The following is an 18,281-nucleotide window of genomic DNA, read 5'->3' as shown; positions in this document are numbered from 1 at the left end:
CCTCGCGCATCCGCCGGTCAGATCCAGCCCGACTCGCCTGCCATTCGCACGGCCTCCACCCGCGTACGCGCACCCACCTTGCGGGCGATCCGCCCGAGATGGTTGCGGACGGTGCCACGGGTGAGGCCGAGCGACACCGCCACCTCCGCGACCGGCGCCCCCGCCGCCGTCAGCCTCAACACCTCCGTCTCGCGGCTGGTCAGTGGGCCGTCCGAGCGCAGCGCCGCGACGACGAGATCCGCGTCGAGCACGGGCTCCCGGCGGGCGAGCCGGCGGATCCCTTCGATGACCCGCTGGGGGGCGGCGTCACTGCGCAGGATGCCGACCGCCCTGGTCGGGCAGAGTATGCCGCGCAGTCGCCGGGCCCGATGCGGGTGGGCCAGCACCAGGACGGGGCACAGGCCGAGGCGGTCGGGATCGACTCCCTCGACGAAATCGAGGTCGGCCACCATGACGTCGGGGCGTTGGGCGCGGACGGCTGCGGAGACCGCGTCGCCGCGATCCACCTTGGCCACGACACGGATGTCCTCCTCGGCGGCGAGGACGAACGACAGCGCGCCCAGAACCAGGGCACCGTCCAAGGCAAGCAGGGTACGGATCACGATGAGCCTTCCCGCACTCCGATGAAGATCACACAACGTCAACATTCAAACACGCATCCGGCGGGTCCGCACGGTGACGGGGGCGGGTCCGGACATCTCCACCGGACCCGCCCCCGACGGCTACAGCCAGCCGTTACGCCGCGCCCGCGACACCGCCTCCAACCGGTTGCGAGCCCCGGTCTTGCGCAGAATCACCGACAGATGATTGCGCACCGTCCCGTGTGCCAGGTGAAGACGGACGGCGATCTCCTTCAGGGGCAACCCCTCGGCGGCCGTCCGCAGCACGTCCATCTCCCGCGGCGTCAACGGCATCTCCGGGGGACTCAGCACCGCCACCGCCGCGGCCGGGTCGATCGCCCGATCCCCGGCCGCGAGCGCGCGGATCGCCCGCACCAGCTCCGCCAGTGAGCTGTCCTTCCCGACCAGGCCGCGCGCGCCGGCTGCCAGCGTCGCCTCCACCAGGGCCGGGCTCCACCGAGGGCTCATCGCCAGCACGGCGGTGTGCGGCGCCTCGACGCCGATCCGGGCGACCACCTCCACCGGGTCGGGCAGCTCCGGTGTCAATGCCAGCACCACCACCTGCGGTCGACAGCGCCGGACCACCGTCAACAGCTCGCCGACACCCTCGACGTCGGCGACCACCTCCATGTCTTCCTCTCCTGACAGCGCGGCGCAGAGCGCCCCGCGCAGCAAACCCATGTCCTCGGCGACGACAACGTGGATCACCACGTTTTCTCCGATCTCAGGTACGCGTCACGACGGCCACCGATTCCGGAACATCCACGGCTTGGTCGGGGCGGTCGTGCGCTACAGACGGGTAGGCATCGGCCCGCGGCACCGTCACGGCGGACGGATGCGGGCACTGATCGACCGGCCAGCGGGTGGAACAGGCCGCGCGCACCAGCCACCGGGGTCGGTCAACCCGCCTCAGCCCGGGCGGGTGATCGGAGAGAGAGTTCGGCTCTCGACCGGAAGTGGCAGGAGATCGCAGGGCTGCCCAGCACCGAGGTGCGACTGCCGGTCGAGCGGCCGGAGCAGCCCCGGCCCGGGCGTCGATCCATCGTCGACACCAGCGGCATCCTGGTCGACGGGCGCGACGGGTTGGCCCGAAAGCTCACCCTCCGCCGCCACCGTTCCCGGGTGTGCGGCGAGGTGCCCCGTCGAGGCCGTGGAACGCGCGGGGCCGACAACGGGCATCCAGCGTGGCGCGGCCGGGTTCGGCAGCGCCGCGGCGCGCACGGGGGCCAGCGCCGGAACCGCCGGTGGGGTCGGCACTGTCGGCACGGGAGCCGGTTCGGTCACCGGCACGGTGGCCGGCCCGAGCGCTGTGGGAACGGGCGGTGGAGGTGTGGCCGCCGGAACGATCGCCGTGCCGAGAGCGGGTGGTAGAACGGCATCGGCGACACGGAGGAGCGCCACGACGACGGGCCGGATCGGCACTGTGCTCACGATGTCGACGACGTGCGGCAGTGGTGCGGTGATCAGGCCCATCGCGGGCAAATCGCCCGGCCCGCGCACTGCGGGTGGGTCGGGGACGGCGGTGGCTGGCTGTCGCGGCGGATCAGCAGCCGGCCGCGACAACTCGGCACGGTGAGCTGGGCGATGAGCCGCGCGAGCTACGGAGGCTGACCGGAGCCCTTCGCGCTCCGCCGCGCCGGGTGGGACGGATGCGCCGACCCGGGGCAGCGGCACGGACACGGGCGACGCACCCGTCAACCGTCGAGGCTCCGTCGAGGGTGTCTCCTCGCAGGGGGCGACGACACCACCGATGGGCGCTGCCAGCGGGGCACGAAGCCTGTCGCGGTGGCGGTCGTCGGCACCCGTGGCTCGCTGGCGGTGATGGCTGAGGCGCTCTGCGACCGGGAGCCGCGCCACCGGCTCGACCAGACCGCCGATCTCCCGATGAAGCGCGTCACCGGACCCGCTGCGCATCCCATCGGCGGCGGCCGGCCCCTGGAACAGGGCGGCCACTACGAGACCAGCCCCGACGGCGACCGCGATCAGCACCATCCGCCGGGCGAGCCTGCGCAGCCGGTCGGCCACAAACGGCGCGGATCGGGTTGGCGCAGACGGCGGCGCGGTTCCGATGACGGGACTTCGCACGCGGGCACGACCCCTTTCTCTGGATTGCTGACCCATAGTAGCGATGCGCTCACGTAGTTGCATACGGTCGTGTGTGCGCTCGTCGACAATGTGCGGTTGGTTGTTCTGCCCAGGGCGGCGGGACACGGCTGGCGGGGTGACCAGGTTCGTCAGCCCGCATGATCCGGGCGGGCCCGGCGTGACGCCGAGCCCGCCCGTATTCAGTTCGGCCTGTCTCGGGTGTGTTGGAACTGGTCCTGCGGTTTGTCGATCTGCACGCCCTCGAACAGGCTGTTCGTCGAGTCGGTCAGGATCATCGTGCGAGCGAGTTGAGCCTGAATTGTTGGTTGGTTTGTCCGTGGCAGTCGTACAGCTGGATCTGGGCTCCGTTGGCTGTGCTCCAGGCGTCGAGGCATCGTCCGGATTGGACGCCGCTGATGGTGCCGTTGGAGTTGATGTTCCACTGTTGGTTGGTTTGGCTGTGGCAGCTGTAGATCTGGACGGCGGCGCCGTTGGCGGAGCCTGCGGCGTCGAGGCACATGTTGCCGTAGACCTGTAGTTGCTTGCTTGAGGTGTAGGTCCAGGACTGGTTGGACTGTTTGTTGCAGTCGTAGAGCTGGACGCGGGTGCCGTTGTTGCGGGAGGCGTTGGGTACGTCGATGCATCGGCCGGACTGTGTGCCGACGATTTCGCTGGCGGAGGTGGGTGGGACGGTAGGCGAAGCGGTGGGGGTCGGCGTGTTGGTGGGGGTCGGCGTCGGGGTGGTCGGCGTCGAGGGCAGCAACGGGCAGGTGCTGCGGTAGGTCACCACGCCGCTGGAGTCCAGCAGCGGGCAGAGGAATTGGCTGTACCGGGCGTCGTTGTCGATGAACATCTTGACGAACGGCAGCATGGTTCGGACCATCACCGGGTTCGACCGTCCGACCATGAACCCGTGATCCGCACCGGCAACCTCCAGGTAGACGCTCTCCGTCGTGGCCGGGAGGCTGTTGTACAGGCCGGTGGCGTAGGACGGGGTGACCACCGTGTCCGCCTGCCCAGCGAAGACCATCGTGGGCACTCGGTCGTTGGCCAGGTTCGACGACGGCGAGTACGGCGCGATGCCGACCACTGCCTTCAACGACGAGCGCCGGGTGGCTGCGCTCAGCGCGCCACCGCCGCCCATGGAGTGACCGGCGACCGCCAACCGGGTGGGGTCGACCCGGTCGCGTACCGGGCTCTGCTGCGTCAGGTAGTCCAGTGCGGCGAGCAACTGGGTGCCTCGGGCCGTGTCGAAGTCGTTGCGGCTGTTGGTCTCGATGCCGATCACGACGAAACCGTGGGAGGCCAGCCACGGCCCCATCCAGGCCAGTTCGGCGGAGAACAACGCGGTGTAACCGGGCGAGATCGCGATGGCCCCGAAGGTGCCCTGGCTGGTGTCGGTGGGGTAGTAGATCCGGCCGCCGTTGAAGCCGTACCCGGTCGGGACGCTGACCGACGTGTTGGCGAAGGGGCCGTTCACGGCGGTGACGCTGGTCCGGGTGGGGTCCGGGCCCCGCTGGTACGGGTTGTCGGCGGCCGACGCCGACCCGGTCGCCACCGTCAGGGTGAACAACCCGACTGCGGCTGCGATCCCAGCCGCGGCGAGCTTGAACAGCCGTCCCCGCAAACGGGGAGACACTCGGTCAGCATGCGTATTCCCCGAGGGCGGGGGGTGGTTTGCATGTACTCGCACTGTCGGTACCTCCTGGTGATGGATGAGTGCGGGGCGGACGGGCTCGGTCTGGTGCCGAGCCCGCCCGCCCCGGCGATGTCCGATCGTCAGCGTTGCAGGGTCAGCAGACCCGGCCGGTACGGCAGGAGGCCGTAGTCGCCACCGGAGCTGGGAGAACGCCCCTGGTAGAGCAGTTGCAGGTTGCAGGCGTCAATGGTCATGGTCTGATCGGCGTTGCTGCGGATCAGTTCGCCGTGGCTGATGTCGTTGGTCCAGGTGGCGCTGCTGTTGGCCTTGCCGGCGAACGGGTTGCTCTCGGACGTGGCCTGCGGCGTCCACGTGCCACCAAGGCTGGTCGCCGTGAAGGAACGGAAGTAGCGCCCGTTCGCGCCGATTGCCTCGACGAGCATCAGGTACCGGTTCTGGCCCTGGAGCTTGTAGACCTGAACCCCTTCGAACAGGTTGTTCGTCGAGTCGGTCATGATCGTCGTGTAATTCGACCCGAAGCTGCCCGGGAAGTTCCCGATGGGCATGCTGGCCCGGTAGATCCTGCCGTTGTCCCCGGCGAAGAACAGGTACATGTTCTGGTCGTCACCGATGATTGCCTGGTCGATCGGGCCGGTCCCGGAGTTGGAGATGCTTCCGGTGAAGAGCGTCTGCGCCGACGACCAACTGTTCACATTGGTCGGGTCGGTCGACGTCCGGTACGAGAAGGCCGGCCCACCCCACTGATAGGCCAACACCCAGACGTTGCGCGGCGCGAAGTAGAACAACGACGGCGCCACTGCGGCGAACGGCATCTGATTCTGCGACGCCGACCCCATCTGGTTCCAGTTCGAGAAGACACCGAAGTTCATCGAGCCCCACGTCGTACCCGTGTCGTGCGTCGTCGCGTAGACCAACTGCTGGCCGTTGTACGGCGCGTGGGTGAAGTCCTTCAGCGACGCCCAACCCGACCTCGGCTGCGCCAGGGCGCCCGTCGACGACCACCGGTACGACGACGGAAGATCACACGTACCGCCGGTCGGCGTCGGCGTCGGCGTGGTAGGTGTCGGCGTCGGCGTTTGGGAGGGACCGCCGAGCGAGTTGAGCCTGAATTGCTGGTTGGTTTGTCCGTGGCAGTCGTACAGCTGGATCTGGGCTCCGTTGGCTGTGCTCCAGGCGTCGAGGCATCGTCCGGATTGGACGCCGCTGATGGTGCCGTTGGAGTTGATGTTCCACTGTTGGTTGGTTTGGCTGTGGCAGCTGTAGATCTGGACGGCGGCGCCGTTGGCGGAGCCTGCGGCGTCGAGGCACATGTTGCCGTAGACCTGTAGTTGCTTGCTTGAGGTGTAGGTCCAGGACTGGTTGGACTGTTTGTTGCAGTCGTAGAGCTGGACCCGGATGCCGTTGTCGCGGGAGGCGTTGGGTACGTCGATGCATCGGCCGGACTGGGTGCCGACGATTTCGTTGGCGGAGGTGGGTGGGACGGTGGGGGTGGGCCCCGGCGTGGTGGGCGTGGGAGTGGGCCCGGGGCCGGCGCTGTTCAGCGCCTCCAGGGTGGCCGTGTAGGCGGCCTTCTTGTTGCCGTTGCACTCGAAGAGCAGCGGAGTGCCGCTGGACCGCCACGAGTCGCAGTCCCGCACTCCCCACACGGTGAGCCCGTTGCAGCGAGCCACGGCAAGGCAGTCGTTGACCACACTGCGGAAGGCGTTGGCCTGTGTCGTGCCGGAGCCCTCGATGTCCAACTCGGTGATCTGCACGTCCACTCCGAGAGCGGCGAAGCTGGACAGCGTCGTGCGGTAATTGCTGTTGTACGGGGAGTTGGCGTTGAAGTGCGACTGGAACCCGACGCAGTCGATCGGCACCCCACGCTGCTTGAAGTCGCGCACCATGTTGTACACGGCCTGTGTCTTGGCCCAGGTCCAGTTGTCGGTGTTGTAGTCGTTGTAGCAGAGCTTCGCGCCCGGGTCCGCCGCGTCGGCGGCGCGGAACGCCGCCTCGATCCAGTCGTTGCCGGTACGCTGCAGGTTCGAGTTACGACGGGCACCGCTGTTGCCGTCCTCGAACGCCTCGTTCACGACATCCCACGTGTCGATCTTGCCCCGGTAGTAGGTGGCCACCCGGGTGACGTGGTTCAGCATCGCGTTGCGCAGCGCGGTGCCCTCCATGCCCTGCATCCAGCCCGGCTGCTGTGAGTGCCAGGCCAGGGTGTGCCCACGGACCCTCCAGCCCCGGGAGGTGGCGTGGTTGACGATCCGGTCCGCGTTGCTGAAGGTGAAGTTGTTCTGCTGCGGCTCGGTCGCGTCGATCTTCATTTCGTTCTCGGGAGTGACGCTGTTGAACTCGCGGTTGAGGATCGTCGTGTAGGCGCTGTCGCTGAGTTTGTTCGCGGCGACGGCGGCACCGAAGTATCGGCCAGACTGGGCCGCGGCGGCACCGAGAGTCGTCTCGGCGGCCTGGGCGAGATTGGGCAACATCGACACGACAAGCACCGCAACTATCGCGGAAGTTCCGGAAAGAAGGAGTGTTCGTGGTCGGCTACGCCCGGTGGGACGGGTCCGGGAAAACATGCTGATCCTCCAGTGGTGGGGTAGGAAAATCTCGGTCGCTGCTCGAGTGGGAAGCCCTGCTTGGATGGCGGCGGCCACGATGCTGAATCCGGAGGTGGGTGGGCCTGACGGTCGCGTGAGGCGCCTCCGGTGTTGAAAGGATCTTGTTAACGTTCACACTGATCGATGGCTCTCAGGCTGGCAGAAGATTCCAGGTTTTTCAACCGGTAGTTTCGGGCCTGTTACGGATCAGAGGGTTGGGGTTCGAGCCCTTGATCGTCCTACTTGGCCTTTCATTCAGTGAAGGCTCCAGTCCTCATCGCGGGCACCTCACGGGATGATCCGGTCCCATCGACGTTCGTCTGGCTGGAGGTTCGGTCCCATGGCCTTCGCGCGTAACCAGTGGTATGTGGCGGCCTGCGGCAGGAGGTCGGGCGTGGCGACCAGCCGTTTGCTGGAGGGCGACCCGTCCACGTCGGACCTTGGCCGGATCGTCTCCCGCGGGATCGACGCCTTACGGCTATGCCCGCACCGTCACCCGGGTCGCCCCGGCCAGCACCGCGATGTCGGCGTTGGACATCCCGTTTGCGGCGCGCAGCAGCACCTGCGCCCGCTGCGAGCCGTGACACACCAACGCGGCCGGCTGCCTCAACGACGAGTCTTCACATCTTGGCAGCGGCGCGCGCCTCCGCTACCGTTCATGGGAACGCTCCCATGAACTTAGATACATCTATGTGATCAGGAGGAAACACGTCGTGGCTATCCTCTCTCTCCGGCGTCGCAGATCGACGGCCATCAGTGTGGCGGCCATCGCGGGCGCCACCGCCGTTGGCGTCTGCCTCGCCGTCGGCGGCGCGTCCGCCGGCACGGTGTCCGGACCGCTCTACCGCGACCCGAGTTCGGCCGTTGTCCGCTGGGTCGCCGCCAACCCCGGCGACTCGCGTGCCGCCGTCATCCGCGACAAGATCGCGAGTCAGCCGCAGGCCCGCTGGTTCGCCAACTTCAACCCGTCGACCGTGCAGTCCGAGGTCTCCGGGTTCGTCGGCGCCGCCAACGCGGCGCAGCAGATCCCGGTGCTGGCGGTGTACGAAATCACCAACCGGGACTGCGGCGGGGCCAGCGCCGGTGGGGCCCCGGACCTCAACCAATACCAGACGTGGGTGTCCAACTTCGCCAGGGGGCTGGGCAACCAGACCGTCATGATCATCCTGGAAACCGACTCGCTCGCCCTGCTGACATGCCTGAACAGCGGCGAGATCAGCGCGCGCAACCAGGCGATCACGACGGCCACCCGGACCATCAAGTCGGCCAACCCCAACGCCAAGGTGTACCTCGACGGCGGCCACTCGACCTGGAACAGCGCGGGCGAGACGGCCAACCGGCTCCGGGCGGCCGGCGTGCAGTACGCCGACGGCTTCTTCACCAACGTGTCGAACTTCAACTCCACCTCCGGCGAGGCGAACTTCGGCCGGTCGGTCATCTCCGCCCTCAACGGCATGGGCATCTCGGGCAAGCGCCAGGTCATCGACACCAGCCGCAACGGGGGCGCCAGCGGCGACTGGTGCGGCGACGACAACACCGACCGGCGCATCGGGCAGTACCCGACGACGAATACCGGCGACAGCAACATCGACGGGTACCTTTGGGTGAAACCGCCGGGGGAGGCGGACGGTTGCCGCTACACGGCCGGTTCGTTCCAGCCCGACCTGGCCTACAGCCTGGCCAACGGCGCGCCCAATCCGCCCACGACGGCGCCGCCCACGACCGTGCCGCCGACCACCGCGCCGCCCACGACCGCGCCGCCGACCACCGCGCCGCCCACGACCACTCCCCCCAACACCTCGCCACCGGCCGGTGACGGCTGCTACGCGTCGGTGGCGGTCAACCAGTGGGCCGGCGGCTTCACCGCGAGCGTGACGGTCACCGCCGGCAAGTCGGACATCAACGGCTGGACCGTGACCATCGCGCTGCCCGGCGGCACCGCGGTCACCGGCACCTGGAACGCCCAGGCCAGCGGCACCAGCGGAACCATCGGGTTCACCAACGTGAGCTACAACGGACGCGTCCTCGGCCGGCAGTCGACCAACTTCGGCTTCCAGGGCACCGGCACCGGCCCCGGCGCGACGGCCACCTGCGCGGCCAGCTGACCCCACCCGATGCTGCGGCCCGGCGCGGAGGACCACTCTTCGCGCCGGGCCCGTCCCCGTCCCGCGGTACGGGCCGCACCGGCCGGCGCTGGAATGACGGGTCAGCGAACGTCACCGTACGGCGGCCAGGACGACGGTCGCGACGGCCAACCCGAGGTACCCGATCGGGAAGGCGATGCTGTGGTAGACCCCCGCACGGAGGTGCGCGCCGACGGCGCCGACGAAGAAAGACAAGGCCGACAGCCGCCGCGAGGCCTTTCGGTCGGGGACCATCCACCTGAACGGCGGTAGTGTTCCGGGCGTGCTTCGGCGGTGGACCCTGACGATCCTGATGGCGGCGTGCGGCGTGCTGGTGGCGGCGAGGCAACTGGCCGCCGGTTTGTCGGCTGTCGGCGGCGCCGAGTTGCTGGTCTTCCTGGCGCTGGCACTGCTGCTGTCGCCGTGGGCCTTCCCCCGCTCGATGGGCGCTGCGGAAGCGCAGCGGGCCAGCGCGGCGGACGGCCGGCCGATCGTGTATTGGCGCCCCGGCTGTCGCTACTGCCTCCAGCTCCGGTTTTCCCTTGGTCGGCTCGCCCGGCGGGCGCACTGGGTGGACATCTGGCACGACCCGGCGGGTGCTGCCGCCGTCCGGGCGGTAGCCGGCGGTAACGAGACCGTGCCCACCGTCGTGCTCGTCGGTCAGGCTGTCGTGAACCCCGATCGGGCCTGGCTCCGCGAGCAGCTTCGCTCGTCCTGAGCACGACCGTCACCCGGCGAGGGTCGACGGATGGTGCCACCGCACCCGGAGCTGGCCCTTCGCGGCGACACCTCCGGAGCCACGGTCCACCCCCATTCATGGTCACCGTAATCGCGGGGCCCGACCCCCGCTGTAGCCGGCCAGCCGCTGATCGGCATCACCGGACTCGTGCCACGACGCGACACAATGGACGGCGGGTCGTGGATGTCCGGTGCGGCCCGGTCGCTGCCTCACTCGGCACCGGACATGTTGGGGTCGTCGTTGTGGTGATGGTGCAGTTCCGGGTGCTGGGTCCGCCGGAGATCGTCCGGGACGGGCGAGTGGTGCCCCTCGGGGGGCCGAAGCAGCAGGCACTGCTGGCCCTGTTCCTGCTGCGACCGAACCGGTTCGTCGCCGCCGACTGGCTGGTCGAAGCGCTGTGGGACGGGCGACCGCCGGCCAGCGCCCAGATGACGCTGCGCACGTACGTCGCCGGGCTGCGTCGGGCCCTGGAGCCCGAGCGGTCCCACCGCGAGCCGGCGCGAATCCTGCGTAGCCGCCCGAGGGGGTACGAGCTGCGGGTGGAAGTCGAGGCCATCGACGCGATCCGGTTCGGCAGCCTCGTGGATCGGGCGGCGGACGCGCTCGCGGCCGGGGAGCCGGCGGCCGCCGAGTCCAGCTACGCCGAGGCGTTGACGTTGTGGCGTGGCGAGCCGCTGGTGGGCGTCGCCGACCTGGCTGCGCTGCGTCCGGAGGTGGCACGGCTGGCTGAGCTGCGGTTGAGCGCCGAGGAGGGGCGGTTGACCGCCGCCGTCGTGGCCGGCCGGCACGCGACGCTACTGGCGGAACTGCGCCGGTTCGTGTCGGCGAATCCGCTGCGCGAGGGGGCTCGGGCGCAATTGATGTTGGCGCTGTACCGGTCCGGCCGGCAGACCGAGGCGCTGGCGGCCTTCGACGAGGGGCGCCGGATCCTGGCCAGCGAGTACGGGCTCGACCCTGGCGATCAGACACGGGCGGTGCACCGGCTGATCCTGGAGCAGGCCGTACCGGCGGGGTACGGCCGTCCGGCGGTGGTCGATCCGGACGTCGTGCGGGCGGCCGAGGTCCTGCCGCCCCGCGTCGAGCCTGGACCGAGCTCAGGCGTGGTGGTCCCGAACGAGCCCGGCGCCTGGCCGACCGGGACCGGACGCCTGCCGGGCGAGAGCGGAGCCAGTGTGGACCGGAGCGGGGCGCTGCCGGTTGGGTGCGGGGCCGAGCCGTCCGGGCGGGTTCAAGCCCTGGCCGGAGTGTCGCCGGACCGGGTCGCGGGCCCGCTGGTGGGTCGTGACGCGGAACTGGAGCGGCTGCGGGAAACGCTGTACGTGGCCATCCGGCACGGCGGGCGGGTGCTGGCTCTGGTGGGGGAAGCCGGCATCGGCAAGACCAGCCTTGCCGCGGCACTCGGCGCGCAGGCCGCCGCGAACAGCGTTCCGGTGGTCTGGGGCCGCTGTCCCGACGTCGGGCAGGCGCCACCGTTCTGGCTGTGGGGCCAGGTGGTACGCGCGCTCGTGGCGATTGCGGAGGCCAGCGCGACGAGCTCGGCGAGCCGGCTGGACGGGTTCGCCGCCGGATCGCTGTCCGGCCCGGCAGACAGTGGCGGACTCGACCCGACGGCGCGGTTTCAGGTGTACGAGGCGGTGTCGGAACTGGTGCACGCGGTGGCCCGGCAGCGCGGCCTGCTGGTCGTGTTGGAGGACCTGCACGCTGCCGACCCGGACTCGCTGCTGTTGCTGCGGTTCCTCTCCGCCGATCTGTCGGCGGCCCGGGCACTGGTGGTCGCCACCCTCCGGCCCTACGAACACGACCCGGCCCTGGTGGCGACCGTCGCCGAGCTGGCTCGCGGGTGGGGTTTCGGCCAGCTCCGGCTCGCTGGGCTGGACGCGTCGTCGGTCGCCGACCTCGTCCGGGACCGGACTGGGGTGGTACCGCCGGAGCCGGTCGTGGCCCGACTCGTCACCCGTACCGGCGGGAATCCGTTCTTCATCACGGAACTGCTCCGGTCCCGGACCGACCCGGCAGCCGCGGCGGAGCTGCCGCCCAGCATCCGGGACACCGTACGGCTGCGGCTCAGCGGGTTGCCCGATCCCGCCCGGGGCTGCCTCGACCTGCTCAGTGTGGCCGGACACGACCTGGACCTTCAGGTGATGGCGGCGGCGCTGAACGCCACGGCCCCGGCGGTCGCCGAGGGGCTCGCCCCGGCCTACACGGCCGCATTGGTGACTGAGGCCGGACCGGGCGCGGTCACCTTCTGCCATCCGCTCATCGCCGAGGTCACCTATGCCGAGCTGGTCCCGCCGCGCCGGGCCGCACTGCATGCTCGGCTGGCCGTGGCCTACGAGCGGGCCGCCGACGTCGCACCGGCCGAGCTGGCCCACCACTACGGCCAGGCGATCGGGCTCGGCCACGGCGAGGACCACCTACGGTGGTCGCTGACCGCTGCCGACGACGCGACCCGGCGGGTCGCCTACGAGGACGCGCTCGGTCACCTCGAACGCGCCGCGCACCGGCTGGCACCGCGCGCGGAGGTTTCGCCCGACGTGGCGTTGACCGAACTGGCCGTCCAGTTGCACCGCGCGTCTCTGTTGCAGATGACGGTCGGTGTCGGCAGCGACGCGGTCGACCAGGTCTGCGTCCGTGCCCGTGAGCTGTTGACGCTGGTGGGGCCGGACGCCGACATTCGTCACGCGCTCTGGGCACTGGGCGAGCTGGCTGCCAACCGGGCCGAGTTCGCGATCTGCACCGACCTCGCCGAGCGGCTGGTGCGGGCCGAGGACGACGGCAGTCGGCTGATCGCCGTGGCCGGTGAGTACCTGTTGGGCGCGGTCGGCTACTTCGCCGGCCGGCTGGCCGACGGCGAGCGCCGGCTCACCGCCGCGATCGACCGGCTGCGAACGGTCGATCGAGGGCTGCTGCGCCGGGAGGTCGGTCGGCGTCCGGTCCTGGGCTGCTACAACTTTCGGGCGCTGGTCCGCTCGGTGCGCGGCAACCCCTCCGGCGCCTGGGCGGACATCGCCGATGCCGAGGCCCTTGCCGAGGAGCTCGACGACCCGTACGGCCGGGGGAACGCGGCACTCTACGCCGCCTGGCTGGCGATGCAGGAACACGACGTCGCCGCGGCCAGCGTCGCGGCGCGGCGGTGCCGGGATATCGGCCGGGTCACCGGGTTGCCGCACATGTTGGCGACCGGTGCCTTCTTCACCGAATGGGCTGCCGCGCGGGACGGCGACCACGGCCGGCTCGAAGCGATGCGCGCCGCTGGTGACGAGATCTACCGTCCCGGACTGCGGTCCACCCGCACCATCCTGCTCTCCGCGATGGCCGAGGCGTACCTGACTGCCGGTCAGCCGGAGACCGCGGCGACGCTGGCCGAGGAGGGGCTGGCCGTTGCGGACCGGGTGGGCGAGCGGCTGTTCGTCGCGGAACTGCACCGGATCCGCGGTGTCGCCCGCCGCGACCGTACGGAGTGGGACATCGGGGCCCGGATCGCCGCCGAACAGGGGGCCGGACTGTTGCTGGCCCGGTTCGCCGCCGAGGGCGGTTTCTGACCGGCTGTGGAGGCCGACCTCCACGTCGTCTCCACAACTTTCCTACGCCGACCTGGTGCCCTGGTCCGCGTCAGGGGGACGGCCGGAGCCGTCCCCAGGAACGTGTTCCGAAAGGGCATCACCATGCGTCCAGTTCAGCCGTTGGCTCACCATCCGGTCCAGGACGTCGAGGTGGCCGTCATCGGCTGCGGGCCGGTCGGTGCGCTCACCGCCAACCTGCTCGGCGCCCGCGGCGTCACCACGCTGGTCGTGGAGCAGAGCGTGGCTCCGCACGGCCAGCCACGGGCCTTTTCCTGCGACGACGAGGCGCTACGCATCTACCAGCAGGCCGGCCTGCTCGACGAGGTGCGGGGTGAGACGATCGCCCCGCAGCTCGTCGAGTACGTCAACGGCGCGGGCCGGGTCTTCGCCCGGATGGCGCTGTCCGAGACGGACTTCGGGTACGGGCATGCACCGCTGCGCTTCTTCGACCAGCCACGACTGGAACGGACGCTGCGGGCCGGGCTGGACCGCTTCGCGCACGTCCAGCTCTCGCTCGGCACCGAACTGGTCGGCCTGAAGCAGGACGAGGAGGGGGTGACCGTGCTCCTGTCCGACGTGGTCACCCGGCAGCGACGGGCAGTCCGTGCCAAGTACGTGCTCGGCTGCGACGGCGCGCGGAGCGCGACCCGATCCGCCGTCCGGATCCCGTTGGCCGGGGCGAGCTACGCCGAGCCGTGGCTGGCGGTCTCAGGCGACGTGCCGCCCGACGCCGTGCGGGTCAAGGACACCACGTTCGTCTGCGACTGGCGGCGGCCAGCGTTCGTGTCCCCCGGCGCGGCCGGCAGCTACCGTCTGGAGTTCATGCTGCGCCCAGGTGAGACCGATGCCGAGATGCAGCGGCCGGAGAACATCGCCGCGCTCGTCTCGCCGTACCTCGACCCGGCACGGTTCACCGTTAGCCGGGCGGTGGTCTATACCTTCCACCACCTCATCGCCCAACGGTGGCGAGAGGGAAGGGTCTTTCTGCTGGGCGACGCGGCCCACCAGATGCCCCCCTTTCTGGGCCAGGGTTTGTGCAGCGGTCTGCGCGACGCGGCGAACCTGTCGTGGAAGCTGGCCCTGGTGCTGTCCCGTGCCGCCGACGTCGCGGTACTGGACACGTACGAGTCCGAGCGGCGCCCGCACACCCTGGAGATGGCGCGGACGAGCGTCCGGCTGGGTCGCGTCTTCCTGGCCCGCAACCGGTCCACCGCCTGGCTGCGGGACACCGTGCTCCGGGCGGTCCAGACGATCTCCCGGGTACGGCGTTTCGTGGAGCGGTTCGAGTTCAAGCCGGTGCCGGCGTACCGGCGGGGCCTGATGGCCGGCGGTCGGCGAAACGGCGTGGTCGGGACGATGTTTCCCCAGCCGCGGATCCTCATCCCGGGAACACCCGATGCGCGCCTGCTCGACGAGGCGCTCGGCGACGGCTTCGCCGTGCTCGGCCCCGCTACGGCGGACAGTCCGCTCGGACCGCAGTGGAGAGGGCTGCCGGTGCGGTTCGTCGCCGTCCATCCGTCCGGCACCCCGGTGGCCGGCCTGCCAGACCCACCAGGGGACGGCCAGCCAGACCGGGTCGATGTCATTGACGTCGACGGTGTGCTCGGCGGATGGCTCCGGCGCCACGGTGCCGATCTGGTGGTGCTGCGGCCGGACCGGTTCGTGTTCGCCCTTGCGGCGACCGTCGGGATCGATCGGGCCGGGCGGGATCTGACGGCCGCCCTCGGCGTGCCGTCGGGAGGACCGGGTCGGTCCCTGCCAGACAGTTCGGGGTTCGCGGCGACACCGGGCCTGCCTTCGTGATCGTCGTCCTGGTACCGATGGGTCGCCCTCGCGATGCTCGCGCATGCCTTCCTCGCCGTTGCCGGGTCGCACGCTCACGCAGCTCATCGTTGTACTTCTTCGGTGCCGGCATAGCTGGTGTTCCTCCCAGGTTTCGGTGTCTCCATCAAGCCCGGTGCGGAACCCTCTTCCCTTCGTCAAGGTGATCAGCAAAGCGGGCCCTGCCGGCCCCGGGCATGCTGGCGACCTCCGACCGGCATCGGCCGGGCCGGCCGGCCACGCTGCAGGGCGCCGAGCGCATGAGGAGCTGAGGCGGGACGACATCGGGGTTGCTCCCCGCGTGATGCATCCCCCCGGGTGCCCCCAACCCTTTGCGCCACGCGGGGACGTCAAGGGCGCTACGCGTGACCGCGACGGTTTCGGCCATGCATCAACCGATAGTGCTACTAGCGCTACTTGGTTTGCCATGGAAACCTATTGGCATGACTTCTGATGCTGCTCCTGCCGGCGACGATCCCCGCCGGCTCCTGGCTGATGCGCGCGACCTCGCGCGCCGGGTCCGTCTTGACCAGCGGGTGACGTGGCTGCCGCTGCTGGTGCTGGCCGTGGTGACACTCGGAGCGATCCCGGTGTACCGGTACGGCCACCCGGTCGTCAGCGACTGCCACGTGGTGGAGGACGGCCAGGTGTGCAAGTTCCGGTTCCCGGCCGTGGCGTACTACTGGTGGGCGGCGACGGTGGTGGCGTACGTGGTGATCGCCGGCGGGTACCTGCGCGTCGCCCGGACCCGGGGACTGGCCACCCGGGTGCTGCCGTACGTGCTCACCGGCGTCGCGCTCGTCGTGCTGCTCGCCGCCATCCCGCCGGCTTGGGCCCTCCCCGACCCGACGGTGTACCCCGACAACCCGTGGCCCTTCGTCCTCTTCCTGAACCGGCTGCTCGGGCCGACCGGCACGATCGGGTTGGCCCTGCTGGTGCTGGCCTGGCTGGAGCGGCACGTCGCGCTGCTGCTGTTCACCCTCGGGTACCTGGCGGTGGTGCTGGTGCCGATCAACTTCGGGTGGGGGGTCGGCTGGGGGGACCGGTGGGGATTCGCGCCACCGCTGGTCATCAGCGGTGGCCTGCTGCTGCTGGGCAGCGCCGGCTTCGCGCTGGCGCGACGGCTGCAGCGGCCCCGATGACCGACCCCGCCGACAACCCGGCGCCGGACGAGACCGAATCCCCGCATCCGGTCACCGGGCTCGACGACGTGGTGCACCAGCGGGTCCGGCTCGGCATCCTCACCATCGCACACGAGGCCCGCCGGGTCGAGTTCGGCTACCTGCGCACCCAGCTGGAACTGACCGCCGGCAACCTCTCCCAGCACATAGGCGTGCTGGAGACGGCCGGACTGGTCCAGGTCGAGAAGGGCTACGCCGGGCGGCGCGGCCGGACCTGGATCACCCTCACTGCGGCGGGCAACGCCGCGCTCGCCGAGGAAATCGCGCGACTCAAGCTGCTCATCGCCCGTGTCGAGACGACGAACGACCAGTAGCGATAACAGCCGTTGGCACCGGTTCGATGCTGGCGGCAGCGCGGCTGGACCATTTCGGCGCGATGCCGGCGGGCGTCGGCGATGCTGTGGGCGTGGAGTACGTGTCCAGAGTGCCGCGACCGCCGCTAAACGGACTGATCGACGACCTTTACTACCTGGAGGGTGCGCCGCCGTACGCCCGGCTGACGCTGCCGCCGATGCCGGCGGCGTTGCTCATCGTCAACCTCGGGGCGCCGTTCCGCATCCGCGCAGGCACCGACATCGAGACGGCCGAGTACGCCGACGGCTGCGTGGTCACCACGCCCACCCGCGCGTTGGAGTTCGGCTACCCACGCCGGACCCGGTCCGTCGGCGTGCACTTCAAGCCGTGGGGGCTGGCGCCGTTCCTGCCGATGCCCGCGGCCGAGCTGTGTGACCGGCCGGTGACGGTAGAGCAGGTTTGGGGCCGGCCCGCCATTGCTGAGCTGCGAGACCGGCTGGCCACGGCGGACGGACCGCACGAGATGCTGACGCTGCTCGAGGAGGAGCTGATGCGACGGCTGTGCGAGACCGCCGGCCTGGGGCTGGTCAGCCATACGAGCAGCGTCATCGCGGCGACCAGCGGGGCGGTGGCGATCGGCGACCTGAGCGTGGCAGCCGGTGTCAGCAGCACTCATCTGGCACAGCGGTTCAAGGAGCTCATCGGCGTCACGCCGAAGCGGTTGGCCCGCACCTACCGCTTCGCCGCCACCGTGCTCTCGATCAACCCCGCCGAACCGATCGACTGGGGCGACCTCGCCGGTGGCGCAGGCTACTTCGATCAGGCCCACTTCGGCCACGAGTTCCGGGCGTTCACCGGGCTCACGCCGACCCGGTACGTCGAAGTCCGGCGGCGGTTCCTGCGCGAACATCCCGGCCACGTAATGGACGGCTGGCCGCTGCCGGCGGATTGATTTCTTACAAGAGCGACAGCTCACGACACGCTAATTTGGGGCACCCCAAAACAGAGGAGAGCCCCGTGGGCAAGGTGGTCATGTACAGCTCGGTGTCGGTGGACGGCTTCGTCGCGGACGAGAATGACCAGCCCGGACCGCTGTTCGACTGGTTGTCCAACGGTGACGTCCCGTTGGACGAGAGCGGCGGGGTGAAGGTGTCGCAGACGTCCTACGACTACACCCGGCCGTACTGGGACCAGATCGGGGCGACAATCGTCGGTCGCCACGTCTTCGACATGACGGATGGCTGGGACGGGAAGCCTCCGGGCGGGATCGACCACGTGGTCGTCGTGACGCACCGGCCGGAGCCCGAGGGCTGGGACCCCGAAGCTCCGTTTCACTTCGTCGACGGCGTCGAGGCAGCCGTGGCCAAGGCGCAGGAGCTTGCGGGTGACCGCATGGTCGAGGTCGCCGCTGGCGACGTCGGTGGCCAGGTGCTTGCCGCGGGCCTGATCGACGAGGTACGCATGGACGTCGTACCCGTCGTGTTCGGGTCCGGCAAGCGCTACTTCGGGTCGGTCGACGCGCAGCACCTGTTGGAGGATCCTGACGTGGTGATTCAGGGCAACCGGGTGCTTCACCTGCGCTATCGGGTGCGCCGTTGACCGATCTGAGC

15 protein-coding genes are annotated in these 18,281 nt (G+C 70.0%); 9 read left to right on the top strand and 6 right to left on the bottom strand.

All coding sequences use genetic code 11. The features are described from left to right. Positions 1–17: 17 nt before the first annotated feature. Positions 18–602 (bottom strand): response regulator transcription factor, encoded by a 585-nt coding sequence (locus tag OG811_RS30930; protein ID WP_406070795.1) that lies wholly within the window; start codon positions 600–602, stop codon positions 18–20. Positions 603–722: 120 nt separating this feature from the next. Further along, complete coding sequence (locus OG811_RS30925) at positions 723–1,331, bottom strand: LuxR C-terminal-related transcriptional regulator (protein WP_406070793.1); 609 nt, start codon at positions 1,329–1,331, stop codon at positions 723–725. A gap of 1,074 nt (positions 1,332–2,405) precedes the next feature. Here OG811_RS30925 and OG811_RS30920 point away from each other — a divergent pair. Continuing rightward, a complete protein-coding gene (locus OG811_RS30920; protein WP_406070791.1) occupies positions 2,406–2,762 on the top strand; it encodes a hypothetical protein in 357 nt (118 codons plus the stop codon). Positions 2,763–2,997: 235 nt separating this feature from the next. Here OG811_RS30920 and OG811_RS30915 read toward each other — a convergent pair whose 3' ends face one another. From OG811_RS30915 to OG811_RS30905, 3 genes are all read right to left on the bottom strand, one after another. Further along, positions 2,998–4,344 (bottom strand): ricin-type beta-trefoil lectin domain protein, encoded by a 1,347-nt coding sequence (locus tag OG811_RS30915; protein ID WP_406070790.1) that lies wholly within the window; start codon positions 4,342–4,344, stop codon positions 2,998–3,000. A gap of 140 nt (positions 4,345–4,484) precedes the next feature. Then, positions 4,485–6,836, bottom strand: a complete 2,352-nt coding sequence (locus tag OG811_RS30910) for a non-reducing end alpha-L-arabinofuranosidase family hydrolase (RefSeq protein ID WP_406075989.1) — start codon at positions 6,834–6,836, stop codon at positions 4,485–4,487. Positions 6,837–7,428: 592 nt separating this feature from the next. Further along, on the bottom strand, positions 7,429–7,560 hold the full coding sequence (locus tag OG811_RS30905; RefSeq protein ID WP_406070789.1) for a hypothetical protein: 132 nt from the start codon (positions 7,558–7,560) through the stop codon (positions 7,429–7,431). Between the two features lie 103 nt (positions 7,561–7,663). Here OG811_RS30905 and OG811_RS30900 point away from each other — a divergent pair, with 103 nt between their 5' ends. Continuing rightward, positions 7,664–9,055, top strand: a complete 1,392-nt coding sequence (locus tag OG811_RS30900; RefSeq protein ID WP_406070787.1) for a glycoside hydrolase family 6 protein — start codon at positions 7,664–7,666, stop codon at positions 9,053–9,055. Positions 9,056–9,166: 111 nt separating this feature from the next. Here OG811_RS30900 and OG811_RS30895 read toward each other — a convergent pair whose 3' ends face one another. Beyond that, positions 9,167–9,289, bottom strand: a complete 123-nt coding sequence (locus OG811_RS30895; protein WP_406070786.1) for a hypothetical protein — start codon at positions 9,287–9,289, stop codon at positions 9,167–9,169. A gap of 67 nt (positions 9,290–9,356) precedes the next feature. Here OG811_RS30895 and OG811_RS30890 point away from each other — a divergent pair, with 67 nt between their 5' ends. The 7 genes from OG811_RS30890 (at position 9,357) to OG811_RS30860 (ending at position 18,270) form a co-directional block, all read left to right on the top strand. After that, positions 9,357–9,791, top strand: a complete 435-nt coding sequence (locus tag OG811_RS30890) for a glutaredoxin domain-containing protein (protein WP_406070785.1) — start codon at positions 9,357–9,359, stop codon at positions 9,789–9,791. A 269-nt stretch (positions 9,792–10,060) separates the two neighbouring features. Then, positions 10,061–13,354 (top strand): BTAD domain-containing putative transcriptional regulator, encoded by a 3,294-nt coding sequence (locus OG811_RS30885; RefSeq protein WP_406075988.1) that lies wholly within the window; start codon positions 10,061–10,063, stop codon positions 13,352–13,354. A 123-nt stretch (positions 13,355–13,477) separates the two neighbouring features. Continuing rightward, positions 13,478–15,178, top strand: coding sequence for a bifunctional 3-(3-hydroxy-phenyl)propionate/3-hydroxycinnamic acid hydroxylase (locus tag OG811_RS30880; RefSeq protein WP_406070783.1), 1,701 nt, complete (start codon positions 13,478–13,480; stop codon positions 15,176–15,178). Between the two features lie 461 nt (positions 15,179–15,639). Continuing rightward, complete coding sequence (locus OG811_RS30875) at positions 15,640–16,338, top strand: hypothetical protein (RefSeq protein ID WP_406070781.1); 699 nt, start codon at positions 15,640–15,642, stop codon at positions 16,336–16,338. After that, the gene (locus OG811_RS30870; protein ID WP_406070780.1) at positions 16,335–16,691 is read left to right on the top strand and encodes a transcriptional regulator; all 357 of its coding nucleotides are present in this window, start codon (positions 16,335–16,337) and stop codon (positions 16,689–16,691) included. The genes OG811_RS30875 and OG811_RS30870 overlap by 4 nt, the downstream gene beginning before the upstream one ends. A gap of 26 nt (positions 16,692–16,717) precedes the next feature. Further along, on the top strand, positions 16,718–17,623 hold the full coding sequence (locus OG811_RS30865) for a helix-turn-helix domain-containing protein (protein WP_406070778.1): 906 nt from the start codon (positions 16,718–16,720) through the stop codon (positions 17,621–17,623). A gap of 65 nt (positions 17,624–17,688) precedes the next feature. Further along, complete coding sequence (locus OG811_RS30860) at positions 17,689–18,270, top strand: dihydrofolate reductase family protein (protein ID WP_406070776.1); 582 nt, start codon at positions 17,689–17,691, stop codon at positions 18,268–18,270. Positions 18,271–18,281: the final 11 nt, after the last annotated feature.

The organism is Micromonospora sp. NBC_01638 (assembly GCF_045209745.1).
Taxonomy (GTDB): Bacteria; Actinomycetota; Actinomycetes; order Mycobacteriales; family Micromonosporaceae; genus Micromonospora.
Note: the sequence above shows the minus strand (reverse complement) of the source record. Positions and strands in the feature narration are given on the sequence as shown.

What these genes read in the sequence shown, in the direction of transcription:
- OG811_RS30885 (WP_406075988.1), top strand. Translation starts at nt 10,061, where the DNA reads ATGGTGCAGTTCCGGGTGCTGGGTCCGCCGGAGATCGTCCGGGACGGG.
- OG811_RS30870 (WP_406070780.1), top strand. Translation starts at nt 16,335, where the DNA reads ATGACCGACCCCGCCGACAACCCGGCGCCGGACGAGACCGAATCCCCG.
- OG811_RS30910 (WP_406075989.1), bottom strand. Translation starts at nt 6,836, where the DNA reads ATGTTGCCCAATCTCGCCCAGGCCGCCGAGACGACTCTCGGTGCCGCC.
- OG811_RS30875 (WP_406070781.1), top strand. Translation starts at nt 15,640, where the DNA reads ATGACTTCTGATGCTGCTCCTGCCGGCGACGATCCCCGCCGGCTCCTG.
- OG811_RS30880 (WP_406070783.1), top strand. Translation starts at nt 13,478, where the DNA reads ATGCGTCCAGTTCAGCCGTTGGCTCACCATCCGGTCCAGGACGTCGAG.
- OG811_RS30865 (WP_406070778.1), top strand. Translation starts at nt 16,718, where the DNA reads ATGCTGGCGGCAGCGCGGCTGGACCATTTCGGCGCGATGCCGGCGGGC.